Consider the following 19,807-nt stretch of genomic DNA (forward strand, 5'->3'; position numbering starts at 1 on the left):
TGGCAATGATTTCAGTTCTGGAAATAGTTAACGGTTGTTGACAGGTTACCCCATTCTGGCCAAACACATTGGCTAGTACAAATACCGAGAAAGTCAAGGTGGTAACGAGTTTGTGCACAAAGTACGACGTAGTTAGAAAATTCTCAATACATTAATTTATTTAATCATTATTCGTGTCCGTGCGTTGCGAAGTAAAGGTTAAAGTTATTGTGATTCTTTTCTTATTAGGATTTTTCTATATAAATCAGTATGACTTGATTGCGAGCCTTGGTGCCATCATTTGTTAAAAATCAAATTTGAACAAAAAATGATCGCAGAGGATAACTAGAGTCTTAAGATAAATTAATTCTCAATGAGATTTTATGCTTTTTGGTATAGCTTTAAGCTATCAATTAATAAACCATTTATTGATAATTACATCGCTATTTGCGATTAATCCTATGGGGGTTGTATGGCAAAATACATTGGGATAGCATTAAATAATCGCTGTTAATCTTTGGCATTAAAATGAAGGTTAAATTCGAAACTGACTTTATTTGTTATTCTGTTTTTCAACCTATTTACTCCATGGAAGGGAAACTGTTAGCACTGGATATCTGTAGTCGTTTCAATAGCCTGGATGGCGATGTGGCAATGCCGATGGAAATTGGGATTGATTTATTATCCCCGGATAAACGGGTTGAACTATTTCATGAGCAATTGTTACTGGTTGAACAACAAGCATCATGGTTTGTGACTCATGATGTATTATTGATTATAAGTATCGAATCGATGATTGTTGACTTGCTTCTTGGTGATTCTGTGTTACGCCAGCGTATTCAGCAATGGCCGTTTATTGGTTTTGAGATCAATGAGAGTTTCCCGAATCTTGCTGCAGGGAAGAAAAATCAGCAAATCAGGTTATTAAGTGAGTATTTTACCCTATGGTTGGGTGGCTTTGGTTCAGGGAAAACGACGCTCACCGCGCTCTATGATGGTTTGTTTGACTTCGTAAAAGTAGACAAACGTTTTTACTGGCAACTGTTTACCCATCCTGGTTATGACGTGATGATTGATGCACTGTTAAAGAATATTAATCTACTCTGTAAGGGAGTGATTGTTTGTGGAATAGAAAAAAGAGAGTATTTCAATAAACTCAGAAACGCTGGTGTTTTAGGGCTACAAGGATTTTTATGGCCTGTCATTGGTGTGGATAATCTACGAATTTTGCAAAGGAGTTCTGCAGAGTTCGGCAATAATTTTTGATTATTTTTAACACACATAATGAGGTTGATGATGGACGGAATAATTGCTCTCGCGATCCCGGTATTGTTATTTATCGCTATCTTTTCGTTCGTAAAATATTTTCTTGGTCAACGTGGTAAATCAATAATAACCTCTCGGCGTCGCCGCTAGTTCACTACTTCTCTGCCCGGTAAAACGGGCGGAGCATTATCCCTGCAGTTCCCCCGTATTAATTCACCTGCTCAGGCCCTACACTGAAGGTAATGGAGGGCCTATGCCACAGTTTGACAATACCTATTATCAGCAATTAGCCGGTTTCTACACCGAATTGCAGCCCACGCCACTCAAGGGTGCCCGTTTGCTGTACCACAGCCAACCTTTGGCCCAGGAGTTGGGGTTGGATGACAACTGGTTTACAGCGGAAAAAACGCCTGTCTGGGCGGGAGAAGCGCTATTACCGGGCATGCAGCCACTGGCGCAGGTTTATAGCGGCCATCAGTTCGGTTCGTGGGCTGGGCAGTTGGGCGATGGCCGTGGGATCTTGCTGGGTGAACAGAAATTGGCGGATGGCCGCCGCATGGATTGGCACCTGAAAGGCGCCGGGTTGACGCCTTATTCGCGTATGGGCGATGGACGAGCGGTGTTGCGCTCGGTGATCCGGGAATTTCTGGCCTCAGAAGCGCTTCATCACTTGGGGATACCCACCACGCGTGCGTTGACCGTTGTCACCAGCCAGCAACCGGTATTTCGCGAACAGCCTGAACGGGGGGCGATGTTGTTGCGGGTAGCTGAAAGCCATATCCGTTTTGGTCACTTTGAGCATTTTTATTATCGCAGGCAGCCAGAGCAGGTGAAGCAACTGGCAGATTTCGTGATTGCGCATCACTGGCCGCAATGGAGCGACGAGAAAGCGCGTTACTCGTTGTGGTTTACCGATGTGGTAGAACGCACCGCCCGCTTGATTGCTCATTGGCAGACCATCGGTTTTGCGCATGGGGTGATGAATACCGATAACATGTCAATTCTCGGCCTTACCCTTGATTTCGGGCCTTATGGCTTCCTTGATGATTACAAACCCGATTACATCTGCAACCACTCGGATCATCAAGGACGTTACGCTTTCGATAATCAGCCAGCAGTTGGGTTGTGGAATCTGCATCGGCTGGCGCACACGCTTTCGGGCCTGATGAGTACAGAACAGTTACAGGAGGCGCTGGCGGCATATGAGCCTGCATTAATGCGGGCGTATGGTGAACAGATGCGCGCCAAGCTTGGCTTTTTTACGCCGTCGACGGCGGATAATGAGTTATTGACGGGGTTGTTGCGCCTGATGGCGCAAGAAGGGCGTGATTATACCCGCACGTTCCGGCTGTTGAGCAGGGTTGAACAGCAGCAGGCACAATCCCCATTACGGGATGAGTTTATCGATCGCGCCGCGTTTGACCATTGGTATCAGCAATACCGGCTGCGTTTGCAGCAAGAGCAGGTGAGTGATGCTGAGCGGCAACAGGCGATGAAGATGGCGAATCCGAAGTTGATTTTACGCAATTATCTGGCGCAGCAGGCGATCGAAACGGCGGAACAGGACGATGTCAGCAAGCTGGCACGTTTGCACCAGGCACTGCTGGCACCGTTTGCGGACGATATGCAATATGAGGATCTGGCGGCGTTACCGCCAGAGTGGGGTAAACATCTGGAGATTTCCTGCTCAAGCTAGCCGTTTTTCTATCTGTGCGGAGAGCTGTTCTGGTTTGGTGAACGGAGCAAAACGGCTGATGTGCTGGCCGTTTGCGCTAAATAGAAACTTGGTGAAGTTCCACATGATGCGCTGGTTGCCCAATAGCCCGGGTGCCCGGCGTTTCAGCTCATTGAATAGCGGGTGGGCATCTGCGCCGTTAACGTCTATTTTGCTGAATAACGGGAAGCTGACGCCGTAATTCAGCGTGCAGAAGTCGGCGATCTCCAGTGCGTTACCCGGTTCCTGTTTGCCAAACTGATTGCAAGGAAACCCGAGCACGACCAAGCCACGTTCCCGGTAGCGTTGCCAGAGATTTTCCAGCCCTTGATATTGTGGCGTAAAACCGCATTGGCTGGCGGTGTTCACCACCAGATAGGTGCGAGCAGGAAAGTCTGCCAGCGTTTTGAACTCGCCCTGCAGGGTAACGCAGGGGATCGATAATAACGGGTTATTCATACATGGGGCTCCGCATTTCTGCCAGTGGGGTGTGATAAGCACCCCACTCAAGGCGATCAGAAACGAGTATCCACCGCATCAGCCAACATTGCCAATAACTGTTCGCTGTCAGACCAACTCAGGCAGGGGTCGGTAATCGACTGGCCATAAGTTAATGGGTGGCCGTTAACGATTTTCTGCGTCCCCTCCACCAAAAAGCTTTCTGCCATCACGCCAACGATGGCCTCTGAACCGGCACGGATCTGCTGGCAAACATTCTCTGCAACTTCTAACTGACGGCGGTGCATTTTCTGGCAATTGCCGTGGCTGAAGTCGATCACTAAGTGCTCCGGCAGATCGAACTCACGTAGGCTATCGCAGGCGGTAACCACATCACTGGCATGATAATTTGGCGTCTTGCCACCGCGCATGATGATATGACCATATGGATTGCCGCTGGTCTGGTAAATCGTCATCTGGCCGTGTTTATCTGGCGACAGGAACATATGGCTGGCACGGGCCGCGCGGATCGCGTCGATGGCAATGCGGGTATTCCCGTCGGTGCCGTTCTTGAAACCCACCGGGCACGAAAGCGCCGAGGCCATTTCGCGGTGCACCTGACTCTCTGTGGTACGGGCACCGATCGCCCCCCAACTGATTAAATCAGCAATATATTGGCCGATCACCATATCCAGAAACTCGGTGGCGGTGGGCAAGCCGAGCTGATTGACTGCCAGCAGTAACTTGCGCGCCATTTCAATGCCACGGTTAACCTGAAAACTGCCATCCAGATCGGGATCGGAGATGAGCCCTTTCCAGCCGACCACGGTGCGCGGCTTTTCAAAATAAGTACGCATTACAATTTCCAGGCGATCCTGGTAGCGCTCACGCAAGACGTTTAACCGCCCGGCATAATCAATGGCAGCATCCAGATCGTGGATGGAACAGGGGCCAATGACCACCAACAAGCGGCGGTCTTCACCGACAAGGATATTTTCAATGCGTTTACGTGACGCTGTCACGTTGTTGGCGATCGTGTCTGAAATCGGCAACTTTTCCGCTAGCGTTTGGGGCGTAACGAGGTGATCGATACGCGCGGTGCGCAGTTCATCTGTTTTGTGCATGATTGTCTCTAAAACGGTTCTTCGCTACGGCAGGAATACCGGGAAGTGATGAGGATCACAATAACGTAAAAACCGCTGAATTCAACCGTCGAAGCCCGGTTCTGGTGCGCAAATTGAGTAAAAAAACCTGACAGGGCAAAAAGTGGGCTGCAGCAGGTGCATTTCCTGCTGCTTTACTTGGGATCAGAACATCCGGCGGCTCATGCCGAGAATATCGAGGATCTTGGTCGAGATCTCTTCCACCGAATAGTTGGTGGTATTGAGGTAGCGGATTTGATGCTTGCGGAACAAGGCCTCAACTTCTGCCAACTCCATCCGGCACTGGCGTATTGACGCATATCGGCTGTTTTCCCGCCGTTCCTCGCGGATGGCGGCCAATCTTTCTGGGTCAATCGTCAAGCCAAACAGCTTATGCTGGAAGGGTTTTAGCGCGGCGGGCAACTGCAGGTTGTCCATATCATCGGCGGTAAACGGGTAATTGGCTGCGCGGATCCCGAACTGCATGGCCAGATACAAGCTGGTAGGCGTTTTGCCACAGCGCGAAACCCCAAGCAGGATCACCTGCGCCTGATCGAGATTACGCAGTGAAATGCCATCATCATGTGCCAACGTGTAATCAATGGCGGCAATGCGGGCGTCATATTTGCTGAGATTGCTCTCTGTCAGCCCGTGAGTGCGATTAGCGATTGGCGTTGGCGCTATACTCAGCTCACCCTGTAGTGGCCCAACCAGAGCTTGTACGATGTCTTGGCAGAAACCTTCACTTTGCGTGATCACCTGGCGCACTTCTGGGGAGATAATCGAATAGAACACCAGTGGGCGAACACCGGTCTGGTGATAGATCTCGTTAATTTGTTGACATACACCGCGTGCTCGCGCCTCGGTTTCTACGAAGGGTAAGGTATAGGTCGTCGTCTTGATGGGGAACTGTGACAGAACCGCATGCCCCAGCACTTCGGCGGTAATAGCAGTACCGTCTGAAATATAAAAAACGCTTCTTTCCATCCGCAACTCCTTGGCTGAACGCAATGATTCTGGAGGGATAATATCATGGCCTGTGACTGATTGAATATCATGGTTAATTGCGTTCAAGAAAGTCATCTTTTAGCCAGAAAACCCTGAAAACAGGCCATGGAATTAATTAATAAAACGTTATTTTAAATTTTATAAAACTGATGGTCCTGATTAACAGCGTTTTTGCAGAATCGAGTGCTGCTATTTCCTACAAATTTACAGTTAACCAAATAGGGTGGAAAATCAGGAAGTATAAATATTTAATTAACTGAATTTAATAACTTTAATATCAAAGGGAACGATTCCTTTTTTAATTGGGCTAGCCCGCTATTTATCTTAAAATCTATTTTTTCATCGGGTTGATCGATTCACCTTTCCAATTTCCCTGCTTCATTATGCTAGTCTGATTCGGCTCTGTTGAGTGCATATACCTGCCATACGTCAAGTTGCCTGGATGCTGGCTGCGCGTTGCCGCCGATAAGCAGCTCGAATTATTTAAGGTATAAAGCCCGCTTAGACCCTACTGAATATAGCAATAAGGATTGTTTCGATGTCCAACAATGGCCCGGATTTGCGTAATGTACTTTGGTATAACCAGCTTGGTATGCACGATGTTGACCGTGTCGGCGGTAAAAATGCCTCCCTCGGTGAAATGATCACCAATCTTTCCGATTTGGGTGTCGCTGTGCCAAACGGTTTTGCCACCACTGCACAGGCATTTAACGATTTTCTTGAGCAAAGTGGTGTTAACCAGCGCATCTATCAATTATTGGATCAAACCGACGTTGACGACATTGCTCAACTGGCTAAAGCCGGTGCGCAAATTCGCCAATGGGTAATCGATACGCCTTTCCATCCAGAGTTCGAGCGTGAAATCACTCTGGCGTATCAGCAGTTGGCAGATGGCGAAAATGCCGCGTCGTTTGCCGTGCGATCTTCCGCTACCGCCGAAGATATGCCAGATGCCTCCTTTGCCGGGCAGCAGGAAACCTTCCTGAACGTGCAGGGTATTGACGCCGTAATGGTGGCGATCAAGCACGTATTTGCTTCACTGTTTAACGATCGTGCGATCTCTTATCGTGTGCACCAAGGGTACGATCACCGTGGTGTGGCGCTGTCTGCTGGCGTACAGCGGATGGTGCGTTCCGATCTGGCCTCGTCTGGGGTGATGTTCACCATCGATACTGAATCCGGTTTCGATCAGGTGGTTTTTATTACTTCGGCATTTGGTCTGGGCGAAATGGTGGTGCAGGGGGCGGTCAACCCAGACGAATTTTATGTACATAAACCCACGCTGCTGAAAGGCAAACCCGCGATTGTGCGCCGTAACCTTGGCTCGAAGAAAATCCGCATGGTGTACGCTCCTTCACAGGATCATGGCAAACAGGTGCGGATTGAAGATGTGCCAGAGGCGTTGCGCAGCCGCTTCTCTCTGACCGATGAAGAAGTGCAGGCACTGGCGCATCAGGCTTTGTTGATCGAGAAACACTATGGTCGCCCGATGGATATCGAATGGGCAAAAGATGGCCACACCGGCAAGCTGCTGATTGTGCAGGCGCGCCCCGAAACCGTGCGCTCTAACGAGCAGGTGATGGAACGCTACCAGCTGAACGGTAACAGTACCGTGCTGGTGGAAGGGCGGGCAATCGGGCACCGCATTGGGGCTGGCCCGGTGAAGGTGATCTACGACATCAGTGAAATGGATCGTATTCAGCCTGGCGATGTATTGGTGACGGACATGACCGACCCGGATTGGGAACCGATCATGAAAAAAGCATCCGCGATTGTTACCAATCGTGGCGGGCGAACCTGCCACGCGGCAATCATTGCCCGTGAACTGGGGATCCCTGCGGTGGTCGGCTGTGGGCATGCTACCGATCTGCTGAAAGATGGGCAAAAGGTTACCGTTTCCTGTGCCGAAGGTGATACCGGCTTTGTTTACAGCGATATGCTGGACTTCACCGTGCAAAGTTCGGAAGTCGCCGAGCTGCCAGAGCTCCCGCTGAAGATCATGATGAACGTGGGTAACCCGGATCGCGCTTTCGACTTCGCTCGTTTGCCTAACGAAGGGGTGGGCTTGGCGCGTCTGGAATTTATTATCAACCGCATGATTGGTGTGCACCCACGCGCGCTGCTGGAATTTGACCAGCAACCGCCAGAACTGCAGGCTGAAATCAGAGCGTTGATGCAGGGTTATGATGATCCGGTTGAGTTCTATGTGGGCCGCTTGACTGAAGGGATCGCTACGTTGGGGGCAGCGTTCTGGCCGAAGCGCGTTATTGTGCGCCTTTCTGACTTCAAATCTAACGAATACGCCAACCTGGTGGGGGGCGAGAAGTATGAACCGCACGAAGAAAACCCAATGCTGGGGTTCCGTGGTGCGGGTCGTTATGTGGCTGATAGTTTCCGTGACTGCTTTGCTATGGAATGTGCGGCAATGAAACGGGTGCGTAACGACATGGGGCTGACTAACGTTGAGGTGATGGTGCCGTTTGTACGCACCGTGGCTCAGGCGGAGGCCGTCGTGGCTGAACTGGCGCGTCAGGGGCTCAAGCGTGGTGAGAATGGGCTGAAAGTGATCATGATGTGTGAAATCCCTTCTAACGCTTTGCTGGCTGAGCAGTTCCTTGAACATTTTGACGGTTTTTCTATCGGCTCCAATGATATGACGCAGTTAACTCTGGGGCTGGATCGCGACTCTGGTGTGGTTTCTGAGCTGTTTGACGAGCGCAACGAAGCGGTAAAAATGCTGCTGACTATGGCGATTCAGGCCGCCAAACGCCAGGGCAAGTACGTGGGCATCTGTGGACAAGGGCCCTCGGATCACGCAGATTTTGCGGAGTGGCTGATGGACGAGGGGATCGACAGCTTGTCGCTTAACCCGGATACCGTAGTACAGACCTGGATGAATCTGTCGAAGAAAAAGTAATTCATTTTTCGAGAGCTGAGTGCCAAACCGTGACTGTGAAGTTGCGGTTTTTTTTATGCTGTCTTGATGAGCAGAACGCTGCAGGGCCGGGTAATAAAACCCACGTAGAGGCAATTTGAAATATCACGGATATAAAAAAAAGCCCATCGTAGGAGATAGGCAAAGACTACACACAGCAATTCACGGATATGGAATGATATTGTTTGTAACTCGATACCTTGCTGATGTCAGTGACTTAAGCAAGGTATAGCAACGACAATAGGCAGTTACGCCGGGCACGTCACTAAGACTCCTCCTAATCAAGTTTGGCGGCATAGAGAGATGGGCGAGGTGAACGGTCTGCCCATCGTCGGGCAGACCGCAGGTGGATTAGCGTTGCTCTAAGTCTTTAATGATTTCTTGGATGTCGGTTTTTGGCTCTGGTGCTTCACTGATCCAGGCACTGAGCAGACGATAAGAAACCGCCAGGACCACTGGGCCAATAAACAGACCAATCATACCAAATGCCAGCAGGCCGCCGATCACGCCGGACAGGATCAGAATTAACGGCAGATCAGCGCCCATGCGGATCAGCGCTGGGCGCAGGAAGTTATCGAGCGTGCCTACCACACAACTCCATACCAACAGCACGGTGCCCCAGGTGGTTTCACCCGTCCAATACAGCCAAATGATTGCCGGGATCAGAACCAGCAACGGCCCCAACTGCGCGACACAGAACACAAACATCAAGACCGTCAGCAGCGTAGCGGCAGGAATACCGGCAACCGCCAGACCAATGCCGCCTAAAACCGACTGCACCAGCGCGGTGACGACCACCCCCAAGGCAACGGCGCGGATCGCTTGCCCGGCCAGCAGCACGGCAGCGTCGCCGCGCTCGGCCCCGAGACGGACGGCGAAATGCCGGATAGCCAGCCCGACCTGCTCACCTCGGGCATACAGCAGCGCACTGAACAGCACCATCAGCGTACAGTGCACCAGGAAGCGGCCAACGTGCGCGGCCTGTGTCACGAACCAGGTTGCCGTCTGGCCGAAATAAGGCTGCACTTTGGCGATCAGTGCGGCTCCCCCCGTGCTCACCAGCAGGTGATAGCTGCTATAAACCCGGTCACCAATCAGTGGGATAGTGCGTAACCATTCCAGGTCCGGGATCTGGATCTTACCCGGAGAGTTCACCCAGGAGACAATCGGCGCACTGTTGTCGACGACGCTGCTGACCAGCAACGAGATCGGCAGCACAAACAGCAGGATCAACAGAATGGTCATGATCAGCACTGCCAGCGAGCGGCGGCCCCACAGCAAGTGTTGTAGTTTAATCAATACCGGCCAGGTTGCGATCACCACCATGCTGGCCCAGGCAAAGCCGAGAATAAACGGCTGAACGACCCAGAAACTGGCGACGATCATAATGGCGATAAACAACACACCAAAAATAATCGTGGGCAAATCGTATCGGCGTTGCGGTTCTATCATGAATGCGTTTTCATCCTATTTCAGTAAAGTCTTTATCTGCTCAATCATGGAGCATTTTGGGCAACTTTCACAGCCAGGTACTGGTTTTGCCGTAGGCGCTTCTGTTGAGCACAGTTTGTGATAATGTGAGTGCTGGCACAAAACGAAGTATGTTAGCTTTTACCGGCGATATAAAGATAGGGGTGGGTCTGCATCTAGGCCCGGTTAAGTAATTAAAAATTAGACAGACAGGGTCAAAAAAGCGAATGATCCCACAGATTTCTCAAGCACTCGGCCTCGTTCAATGTGTGCTCGATTTTTTGGAAGCGTTAAAACAGAACGGATTCAGCGGCGATACGGCCACCAGTTATGCCGATCGTCTGACAATGGCGACGGATAACAGCATTTATCAGCTTTTACCCGATGCGGTGGTGTTCCCGCGTGCAACCAGTGATGTGGCGCTGCTGGCCCGGTTAGCGGCGGAAGAGCGTTTTAAAGCGCTGACCTTCACCCCGCGTGGCGGCGGTACCGGCACTAACGGGCAGGCGCTGAACGCGGGCATCGTGGTCGATATGTCGCGCTATATGAACCGTATTCTGGATATCAATGTTGAACAGGGTTGGGTGCGGGTTGAGGCGGGGGTGATTAAAGACCAGCTCAACCAATATTTGCGGCCATTCGGCTACTTTTTCTCTCCTGAACTCTCGACCAGCAACCGGGCCACGCTTGGCGGCATGATCAATACCGACGCCTCCGGCCAAGGTTCATTGGTGTATGGCAAAACCTCGGACCATGTGCTTGGGCTACGGGCCGTGTTGCTGGGGGGCGATATGCTGGATACCCGCGCTATGCCGACGCCGTTGGCGGAAACGATTGCCCAGGAAAACACCTCGGAAGGGCGTATTTACGCCACGGTGCTCAACCGTTGCCGCGAACAGCGCGCGCTGATTCTGGAGAAGTTCCCCAAGCTTAACCGCTTCCTGACTGGCTACGATTTGCGCCACGTGTTGAGCGACGATCTGCAAACTTTCGATCTGACGCGCATTCTTACCGGTGCCGAAGGTACGCTGGCATTTATTACCGAAGCACGGTTGGATATTACGCCGCTGCCGAAAGTGCGTCGTTTGGTTAACGTGAAATACGACTCTTTTGATTCAGCGCTGCGTAACGCACCTTTTATGGTGGAAGCCAAAGCGCTGTCGGTGGAAACCATCGATTCCAAAGTGCTCAGTCTGGCGCGCGAGGATATCGTTTGGCATTCGGTCAGCGAATTGATCACCAACGAGCCAGACAAAGAGATGCTCGGGCTGAACATTGTTGAGTTTGCCGGTGATGATAAAGCGCTGATCGATGAGCAGATGCAGGCGCTATGCGAGCGTTTGGATGATTTGATTGCCAGGCAGCAGTCCGGGGTTATTGGTTATCAGATCTGTAGCGATCTTAGCGGCATTGAGCGTATCTACAACATGCGTAAAAAATCGGTGGGGCTGCTGGGTAATGTCAAAGGGCAGGCGAAGCCGATCCCGTTTGCTGAAGATACCTGTGTGCCGCCGCAGCATCTGGCCGATTACATTACTGAGTTCCGGCAGTTGCTCGACAGCCATAACCTGAGTTACGGCATGTTTGGCCATGTGGATGCCGGCGTGCTGCATGTGCGCCCGGCATTGGATATGTGCGATCCACAGCAAGAAGTGCTGATGAAGCAAATCTCCGATGATGTGGTGGCACTCACCGCCAAGTACGGCGGTTTATTGTGGGGAGAACACGGCAAAGGGTTCCGTGCGGAATACAGTCCGGCCTTTTTTGGTGAGGTGCTGTATGAGGAGTTACGCCGTATCAAGACCGCGTTTGATCCGTTGAATCGTCTCAATCCAGGCAAAATCTGCCCACCGATGGGCGTGGATGAACCGATGATGAAGGTGGATGCGGTGAAACGCGGCACGTTGGATCGCCGTATTCCGCTCGACATTCGTACCTCGTTCCGTGGCGCGCTGGAATGTAACGGTAATGGGTTGTGCTTCAATTTTGACGTGCGCAGCCCAATGTGCCCGTCGATGAAGATCACCGGCAACCGTATCCACTCGCCCAAAGGCCGCGCCGCGCTGGTGCGCGAATGGCTGCGTTTGCTGGCCGAGCAGGGGGTTGATCCGGTGGCGCTGGAACAGCAATTGCCACAGCAGCGCTTGAGCTTCCGCAGCGTGATCGAGAAAACGCGCAATAGCTGGCGAGCTGGCAAAGGGGAGTATGACTTTTCGCACGAAGTGAAAGAAGCGATGTCAGGCTGTTTGGCCTGTAAAGCCTGCTCGACCCAATGCCCAATCAAGATCGATGTACCGGGGTTCCGCTCCCGTTTCCTGCAGCTCTATCACACCCGTTACCTGCGCCCGGCGCGCGATTACATGGTTGCCGGTGTAGAGAGCTATACGCCACTGATGGCCAAAGCACCAAAGGTGTTCAACTTCTTCTTTAAACAACCTTGGGTGCGTGAGCTGAGCCGTAGCACCATCGGTATGGTGGACTTGCCGTTGCTCTCCAGCCCGACGCTGCGTCAGCAGCTTTCTGGTCACAGTGCTTTCACCATGACGCTGGAACAGCTCGAAGCGTTGAGTGAGGCGCAGCGTGAACGGCATGTGTTGATCGTGCAGGATCCGTTTACCAGTTATTACGACGCGCAGGTGGTGGCAGATTTTGTGCGGCTGGTGGAGAAACTGGGTTATCAACCGGTATTGCTGCCGTTTTCCCCGAATGGTAAAGCGCAGCATATCAAAGGGTTCCTGACGCGGTTTGCCAAAACGGCGCGCAAAACCGCAGATTTCCTCAACCGGGTGGCGCAACTCGGTATGCCAATGGTAGGGGTCGATCCGGCGCTGGTGCTGTGTTATCGCGATGAGTACCAGGAAATTCTCGGTGCTGAGCGTGGCAACTTCCAGGTGCAACTGGTGCATGAATGGTTGCAACAATCGCTGGCCGATCGCCCTGAGCAGCCAGCAACCGGGGATGCCTGGTATTTGTTTGGCCACTGCACCGAAACTACTGCGCTGCCTGCCAGTACTCAACAGTGGGCTGCGGTCTTTAGCCGTTTTGGCGCAAAACTGGAGAACATCAGCGTTGGTTGTTGTGGTATGGCGGGTACTTACGGCCATGAAGCCAAGAATCTGCAGAACTCCTTGGGTATTTATGAACTTTCCTGGCATCAGGCTCTGCAGCGTTTGCCACGGCAACGTTGCCTGGCGACCGGTTATTCCTGCCGTAGCCAGGTGAAACGTATTGAAGGCAATGGCGTGCGGCATCCATTACAGGCTCTTCTGGAGATAATAGTGTGAAACTATGGAAACGTGAGGCAACGCTAGAACAGCTCAACCGCACTGGTGAGAAGTGTATGGTTGGCCATGTGGGGATCCAGTTCACCCGCTTGGAAGATGATTATCTGGAGGCAGTGATGCCGGTTGATCAACGCACCACGCAACCGTTCGGCTTGCTGCACGGGGGTGCTTCGGTAGTGCTGGCGGAATCAATGGGTTCTATGGCCGGTTACCTGTGTACCGAAGGGGAACAAAAGGTGGTTGGGCTGGAAATCAATGCTAACCATATCCGGGCGGTGTTTGAAGGGCAGGTGCGCGGTGTTTGCCGTGCACTGCACGTGGGGCGGCGCAATCAGGTCTGGCAGGTCGAAATTTTCGATAGCCGCGATCGCCTGTGCTGCACGTCTCGCCTCACCACGGCGGTAATCGAGTAACTCCTTCTGCCCGCAGGTAACCGATCTGCGGGCAACTTAATGTCAATAAGCCTTTACAATCCCCGCGACCTCCCTGTTTTTTCTGGTTAAATCAGTGGCATTTCAGCATGTTAGTCATTGACGTTTCGTTGACAATCCGATGTATTGATTATGTTATAACATGTTGATTTTTAGACAACTTATTGCCTTTATCCCGCTTCTTGTTAGTATTGTTCGAGTATTAATCTGATTTACCCACCGGCAAGTGCCCGATAACCTTGCGATTGAACTGTATACCTTTAACTTTTGCTGCCACAGCATCAGGTTTGAAGGGTGTGATGAAGAATAGGGATGAGAATGAAACGTACGTTGACTCTGATAGGCATGCTTTTCGCCACCGCACTGACGGGTATGCAAGCCGTCAGCGCGAACGAATATCCATTGCCGCCAGCAGGTAGCCGTCTGATTGGTGAAAACATTATCTACAATGTGCCGAACGATGGGCGCTCGCTTGAGGCCATTGCTGCGGATTATAAAATTGGCCTGTTAGGCATGCTGGAGGCTAATCCAGGTACTGACCCGTATCTGCCAACGCCCGGTTCTACGCTGACGATCCCGACTCAGATGCTGTTACCTGACACACCGCGTGAAGGGATCGTGGTTAACTTGGCGGAATTACGGCTGTATTACTATCCGAAAGGTGAAGATAAGGTCATCGTTTACCCGATCGGTATTGGTCAGACTGGGATGAATACACCGCTGCAGGTGACGTCGATCAGCCAGAAGATTGCGAATCCAACCTGGACACCCACGGCTAACATCCGTAAACGCTACGCAGCTCAGGGCGAAATACTACCGGCAGTGATCCCGGCTGGGCCAGAGAATCCGATGGGGTTGTTCGCCCTTCGCTTGTCGATGGGGCATGGTCAATATTTGATCCATGGTACTAATGCCAACTTTGGCATTGGCATGCGCGTTAGCTCGGGCTGTATCCGCTTACGCCCAGCGGATATCGAAGCATTGTTCAATACGATCCCACAAGGTACGCGGGTGCAAATCATCAACGAGCCTGTCAAGGCTTCCGTCGAGCCTGATGGCAAACGCTATGTGGAAGTACACCAGCCGTTATCGAAAGTAGCCAGCGACGATCCGCAGACGATGCCAATTCCGCTTTCTAAAAATCAGAAAGCCTTTGCTAATGACCAACAGACTGACAAAGCCGTGTTCGACAGTGCGGTTGTACGGCGTTCTGGCATGCCGGTATTGGTGAGTGTAGGTCAGGAGCCTTCTGAGGTTTCTGTCGCGCCTGAGGCACCTCAGGACGCCAATAGTGATGCTCCTGCGGCCGCTCCTATCAGTTCCGCCAATTAATCACTTTTAGAGCGAGAGGGGGTCCAGCGTGCTGGGCCTCTTTTTTTTGCCCGGAGAAAGGCATAAAAAGCATTAGTGAGTTATCTATGCGAGGCAAAACTGAACGGAGAGCCTCATTGGCGGTAGTACTACGCCAAGGACTGTTTTGAGAGGAATGGCAGGTAAAAAAAAACGGTGCACAAGGTGCACCGTTTTCAATTACCAAAGCTAACTTACTTTTTGTAAGCGTGAGCTTGGTTGTCCAGACGCTGGTTAGCGCGCGCTGCGTCATCTTTAGCTGCTTGAACGTCAGAACGGATTGCGTTCACGTCGTTGCTCAGCTGATCAACTTTAGCGTTCAGAGTCTGAACGTCAGAAGACAGTTGATCGATTTTAGCATTGCTAGAGCAACCAGCCAGCATAGTAGAAGCCAGGATTACCGCGCCCAGTACCAGTTTAGTACGATTCATTATAACACCCTCTAGATTGAGTTAATCTCCATGTAGCGTCACAAGTATTACACAAACTTTTTTCGAAAGAGAATAATTTTTTTGTATTAGGGCCCTTTATTTTGATCGTTCGCTCAAACTTGCATCTTGTTTTACAAAATAGTTAAAAAAACGAGGGAAAACAGCCCCGTTCCACGAGACGACTCTTAATGGTAATTAGCTAAATAATGAGCAGTTAGGGCTTGCGTTTTTTAGAAAATAGTTAACAGAGAATAAAAAACGCCGCAATTGCGGCGTTTTAGTCAGAGCATTTTTGTCACGTTTAATAATTACAGCACGTGAACTGAAGCCGTATTGGTGGTGCCACTCGGTACCAAAGCACCAGAAACCATTACCACAACATCGCCTTTTTGTGCCAGACCACTGGCTAGCGCCGCTTCTTTACCGATGCGATAGAAATCATCGGTTGAGGCGATTTCTTTCACCATCTGGGTCACTACGCCTTTGCTCAGGATCAGTTGGCGTGCGGTGATTTCGTTGGTAGTCAGCGCCAGAATAACGGCGTTAGGGAAGTATTTACGCACGGATTTAGCCGATTTACCGCCGCTGGTAGCCACCACGATCAACGGCGCGTCCAGTTTCTCTGCCGTTTCGACAGCACCACGGCAAACGGCTTCGGTGATGCGCAGTTTGCGATTGTCATTCAGGGTGTCGATACGGCTTGGCATGACGCGATCGGTGCGTTCGCAGATCGTCGCCATGATAGTCACGGCTTCCAGCGGGTATTTACCCTTGGCACTTTCACCAGACAACATCACGGCATCGGTGCCATCCAGAATGGCGTTAGCCACGTCGCCGGCTTCAGCACGGGTAGGGCGCGGGTTTTTGATCATCGAATCCAGCATCTGGGTGGCGGTAATGACCACTTTGCGAGCGCGGTTACATTTTTCGATCATCATCTTTTGGGCGAAAATCACTTCCTCAACCGGGATCTCAACCCCCAGATCGCCACGTGCAACCATGATGCCGTCAGACGCTTCGAGGATTTCGTCGAAGTTGTTCAGGCCTTCCTGGTTTTCAATTTTGGAGATGATCTGGATGTTTTCACCGCCGTGCGCTTTCAAATGTTCACGGATCTCAAGCACATCGGAACGTTTACGGATGAATGACGCGGCAACGAAGTCGACACCTTGCTCGCAACCGAAGATCAGGTCGAGCTTGTCTTTTTCTGCCAGAGCTGGCAGCTGGATGGAAACGCCCGGCAGGTTAACGCCTTTGTTTTCGCCCAAATCGCCGTTGTTCAGTACCTTACAAACCACTTCTTTTTCAGTGATGGCGGTAACTTCCATACCGATCAGACCATCATCCACCAGCACGGTGTTACCCACTTTCAGGTCGGCAGCAAAGCCAGGGTAGGTGACGGCAACGCGTTCTTTATTGCCGATAACGCTTTGGTCGGTGGTAAAGGTAAACGTCTGGCCAGCAACCAGCGCGGCGTCGGTGCCGCCTTCCAGTTTCATCGTGCGGATTTCCGGGCCTTTGGTGTCCAACAGAATGCCCGCAGTTTTACCGGTTTTCGCCATCACCGCGCGCATGTTCTTGATGCGGTTGCCATGTTCTTCATAGTCGCCATGGGAAAAGTTAAGGCGCATTACGTTCATACCTGCGTTCAGCAGGCTGGTCAGCATTTCTTCCGATTCGGTTTTAGGGCCGATGGTGCAAACAATTTTGGTCTTTTTCATGACGATTTTTCTACAAGTTGTGATGGATGATAAAACTAACGGTACCGAAGGCTAAACCATCGGTAAGGGATTTGAAGCGAACCTGGTAGTGCAAAACATAGTTAAGAATAGGTGACCACAGTGGAAATGATGTGGAAAAATTCAGCCGCTGCTGAGGCGCGGGTATGCTGCGCATAAGGATGGGATGAGAAATTGTGGTTATTGCGTTTTCGCAGATCAAGGGCTGAAACCATTCAACTGAAAGACGTGGCGCATTATAAGGGCTCTGTGATGGGAAACAAAACAAAAAACCGATGTGTATGGCAGGTTTAGTCAAATCAGGAGCAAATGTGGCGCAAATGCAAATCAGCGGTATCGGTTTGTTGCGCAAATAACCTTACTGTAAATAATTTGGGCAAGTACCAGGAAGAAATTGCCGGGGAATCACTGCGTTATTCAGGCGGGTTGTGGAATTTCCAACAGGCTACCTGCCACCAGGCAAAAACAACCAAATGGGGTTGCCGCAGGGATTTGCAGCGTTTCACCAGCAAAAACGGTATGGATATCGTTAGCTACGGTAAATTCAAACTCACCGGAAATTACATAGATTTGCTGCGAATAGGGCCGTTTCTGCAACTGACCAAATGTACCAGCACTGAATTTTACTTCCGTGGCGGGAGTTTGGTCATTTATTCGCCCTTCACGGCGGGCAAGGCCGTTATCGAGAAATGCGAATGGTGTCTCTGCTTTAAATTTCAACATAGAGGGAACGGCCTTTAACTGATTATTGCGCTGATAATACCTGATGCAACCGCGCCGGGCTATCTGCCAAAACAGCGTCGATAGTGGAGTAATAGGATTGATGGTAAATGCAGAGCAGGGAGAACACGCTGAATGAAAAGAATTGGTGCGTCCGAATGGACTCGAACCATCGACCCCCACCATGTCAAGGTGGTGCTCTAACCAACTGAGCTACGGACGCACTGAACTACCTACAGGAATTTGGTGCGTCCGAATGGACTCGAACCATCGACCCCCACCATGTCAAGGTGGTGCTCTAACCAACTGAGCTACGGACGCATCTTTTCCTGCCTGTCATGGCTGACAGCGGGGACGAATATTAACGAGCTACCCGCTTGCTGGCAAGGGGAAAAGTACAATTTTATCCGGTATTTCACGCGATTGCTGAGCTTATGCGCAGCGAGGCGGTTTTTTCTGCAAAGATTGATGAGGAACTCGCCGGCCTGCACGGTACAAACCGGCGGAGAGTTTTAGCGGGTGGAGCGCTGCAGGATCATGGCGGCAGGTTGCCGCTGCAGCCAGCGCATGCGCAACGCCATCATGATCGCGGCAAACGTCAGGCCGATGATAAAACCGGTCCAGAAACCGCTTGGCCCCATGGCTGGGACAATGTAGTCCGTCAGCGCCAGCAGATAACCGCTGGGCAGCCCCAGCACCCAGTAAGCGATAAACGTGATGTAGAAGATCGAGCGCGTGTCTTTATAGCCCCGCAGGATACCGCTGCCGATAACCTGCACCGAATCGGAGATCTGATAAATCGCTGCCAACAGCATCAGGTGTGACGCCATAGCCACCACCTCTGGGCTATCGTTGTACAGCAGAGCGATAGGTTCACGGAATGTCGCAGTGAACAATGCGGTACAACACGCCATGGCAATCCCGACGCCAATGGCCGAATAAGCCGCCACCCGCGCGGCTTCGACAGAACCCTCACCCAAACGATGCCCGACGCGGATAGTGGCGCCGACCCCGAGTGACAGAGGCAGTACAAACATCAGGGCACTGAAGTTCAACGCAATCTGATGCCCGGCAACGGAAACGATACCGAGTGGGGAAACCAGTAGCGCGACGATGGCAAACAGCGTCACTTCAAAAAACAGGGCCAGCGCTATTGGCATGCCAAGCCCCGTCAGGCGCTTCAAGGTGGGCCAATCCGGGCCTCGGTGCTGGCCTGCCGTCAGTTTGATGTCACGCTGTGACGGCGCGCGTTTTGCATACCAACGCATCAGCAGGAACATGATCCAGTACACGCTGCCGGTGGCCACGCCGCAACCAACGCCCCCCATTTCAGGCATGCCGAATTTGCCGTAAATGAAGATGTAGTTAATAGGGATATTAACCAGCAGGCCGATAAAGCCGATCACCATGCCAGGTTTGGTTTTTGACAGGCCCTCACATTGGTTACGCACCACTTGAAAGAACAGGTAGCCGGGTGCTCCCCACATAATGGCATGTAAGTAACCGACGGCTTTTTCTGCCAGCATGGGATCAATATTGTGCATCATGTCGATCACGAATTTACTGTTGTAAATCGCGACGATGATCAACGCCGAAACGCCAGAGGCCAGCCAAAAGCCTTGCCGCACCTGGTGGGCGATGCGATCGCGACGGCCTGCACCGTTCAGTTGCGCAATCACTGGGGTTAGTGCCAGCAGCAGGCCGTGACCAAACAGAAGAGCAGGCAGCCAGATAGACGTGCCGACGGCCACAGCGGCCATATCGGTGGCACTGTAAGCACCGGCCATGATGGTATCGACGACACCCATCGCGGTTTGCGATATTTGCGCGATGATTACTGGGATCGCAAGAGCCAACAAACTACGCGCTTCAATGAAGTACTTCTGCACGCATACACCTT

General features: G+C 51.5%; 14 protein-coding genes and 2 tRNA genes. 6 read left to right on the forward strand and 10 right to left on the reverse strand.

Annotation, left to right across the window (positions count from 1 at the left end; all coding sequences use genetic code 11):
- The first annotated feature begins 507 nt into the window (after window positions 1-507).
- Window positions 508-1,245 (forward strand): EAL domain-containing protein, encoded by a 738-nt coding sequence (locus IV04_RS08545; protein ID WP_037399763.1) that lies wholly within the window; start codon window positions 508-510, stop codon window positions 1,243-1,245.
- A gap of 253 nt (window positions 1,246-1,498) precedes the next feature.
- Window positions 1,499-2,941, forward strand: coding sequence for a YdiU family protein (locus IV04_RS08550; RefSeq protein ID WP_037399760.1), 1,443 nt, complete (start codon window positions 1,499-1,501; stop codon window positions 2,939-2,941).
- Here IV04_RS08550 and IV04_RS08555 read toward each other — a convergent pair.
- The 3 genes from IV04_RS08555 to IV04_RS08565 form a co-directional block, all read right to left on the reverse strand.
- Entirely contained in the window at window positions 2,933-3,418 is a 486-nt protein-coding gene (locus IV04_RS08555) for a glutathione peroxidase (protein WP_037399758.1), read from the reverse strand. The two genes, IV04_RS08550 and IV04_RS08555, sit on opposite strands and share 9 nt — an antisense overlap.
- Window positions 3,419-3,474: 56 nt before the next feature.
- Complete coding sequence (locus tag IV04_RS08560) at window positions 3,475-4,521, reverse strand: 3-deoxy-7-phosphoheptulonate synthase (protein ID WP_037399756.1); 1,047 nt, start codon at window positions 4,519-4,521, stop codon at window positions 3,475-3,477.
- Window positions 4,522-4,704: 183 nt separating this feature from the next.
- The gene (locus IV04_RS08565) at window positions 4,705-5,526 is read right to left on the reverse strand and encodes a pyruvate, water dikinase regulatory protein (protein WP_037399754.1); all 822 of its coding nucleotides are present in this window, start codon (window positions 5,524-5,526) and stop codon (window positions 4,705-4,707) included.
- 559 nt (window positions 5,527-6,085) lie between these two features.
- On the opposite strand from IV04_RS08565, the gene ppsA reads away from it, so the two are divergent.
- Window positions 6,086-8,464 (forward strand): phosphoenolpyruvate synthase, encoded by a 2,379-nt coding sequence (ppsA, locus tag IV04_RS08570; RefSeq protein WP_037399751.1) that lies wholly within the window; start codon window positions 6,086-6,088, stop codon window positions 8,462-8,464.
- A 369-nt stretch (window positions 8,465-8,833) separates the two neighbouring features.
- Here ppsA and ydiK read toward each other — a convergent pair whose 3' ends face one another.
- On the reverse strand, window positions 8,834-9,934 hold the full coding sequence (ydiK, locus tag IV04_RS08575) for an AI-2E family transporter YdiK (protein ID WP_037399748.1): 1,101 nt from the start codon (window positions 9,932-9,934) through the stop codon (window positions 8,834-8,836).
- A gap of 245 nt (window positions 9,935-10,179) precedes the next feature.
- Here ydiK and IV04_RS08580 point away from each other — a divergent pair, with 245 nt between their 5' ends.
- From IV04_RS08580 to IV04_RS08590, 3 genes are all read left to right on the forward strand, one after another.
- A complete protein-coding gene (locus tag IV04_RS08580) occupies window positions 10,180-13,236 on the forward strand; it encodes an FAD-binding and (Fe-S)-binding domain-containing protein (protein ID WP_037399745.1) in 3,057 nt (1,018 codons plus the stop codon).
- Complete coding sequence (menI, locus tag IV04_RS08585; protein WP_037399742.1) at window positions 13,233-13,649, forward strand: 1,4-dihydroxy-2-naphthoyl-CoA hydrolase; 417 nt, start codon at window positions 13,233-13,235, stop codon at window positions 13,647-13,649. Before IV04_RS08580 ends, menI begins: the two co-directional genes overlap by 4 nt.
- 336 nt (window positions 13,650-13,985) lie before the next feature.
- On the forward strand, window positions 13,986-14,999 hold the full coding sequence (locus IV04_RS08590; protein ID WP_037399739.1) for a L,D-transpeptidase family protein: 1,014 nt from the start codon (window positions 13,986-13,988) through the stop codon (window positions 14,997-14,999).
- 212 nt (window positions 15,000-15,211) lie between these two features.
- On the opposite strand, the gene IV04_RS08595 is transcribed toward IV04_RS08590, so the two are convergent.
- From IV04_RS08595 to IV04_RS08620, 6 genes are all read right to left on the reverse strand, one after another.
- The gene (locus IV04_RS08595; RefSeq protein WP_005165631.1) at window positions 15,212-15,448 is read right to left on the reverse strand and encodes a major outer membrane lipoprotein; all 237 of its coding nucleotides are present in this window, start codon (window positions 15,446-15,448) and stop codon (window positions 15,212-15,214) included.
- A 308-nt stretch (window positions 15,449-15,756) separates the two neighbouring features.
- Window positions 15,757-17,169: a pyruvate kinase PykF gene (pykF, locus tag IV04_RS08600; RefSeq protein WP_037399731.1), complete on the reverse strand. Its 1,413-nt coding sequence runs from the start codon at window positions 17,167-17,169 to the stop codon at window positions 15,757-15,759.
- Between the two features lie 435 nt (window positions 17,170-17,604).
- A complete protein-coding gene (locus IV04_RS08605; protein WP_037399728.1) occupies window positions 17,605-17,910 on the reverse strand; it encodes a cupin domain-containing protein in 306 nt (101 codons plus the stop codon).
- A 143-nt stretch (window positions 17,911-18,053) separates the two neighbouring features.
- A tRNA-Val gene (locus IV04_RS08610) sits at window positions 18,054-18,130 on the reverse strand.
- Between the two features lie 21 nt (window positions 18,131-18,151).
- Window positions 18,152-18,228, reverse strand: a tRNA-Val gene (locus IV04_RS08615).
- A gap of 191 nt (window positions 18,229-18,419) precedes the next feature.
- Window positions 18,420-19,796, reverse strand: a complete 1,377-nt coding sequence (locus tag IV04_RS08620) for an MATE family efflux transporter (RefSeq protein WP_037399724.1) — start codon at window positions 19,794-19,796, stop codon at window positions 18,420-18,422.
- Between the last annotated feature and the right edge of the window lie 11 nt (window positions 19,797-19,807).

The organism is Serratia sp. Ag1, from assembly GCF_000743355.1.
Lineage (GTDB): Bacteria > Pseudomonadota > Gammaproteobacteria > Enterobacterales > Enterobacteriaceae > Chania.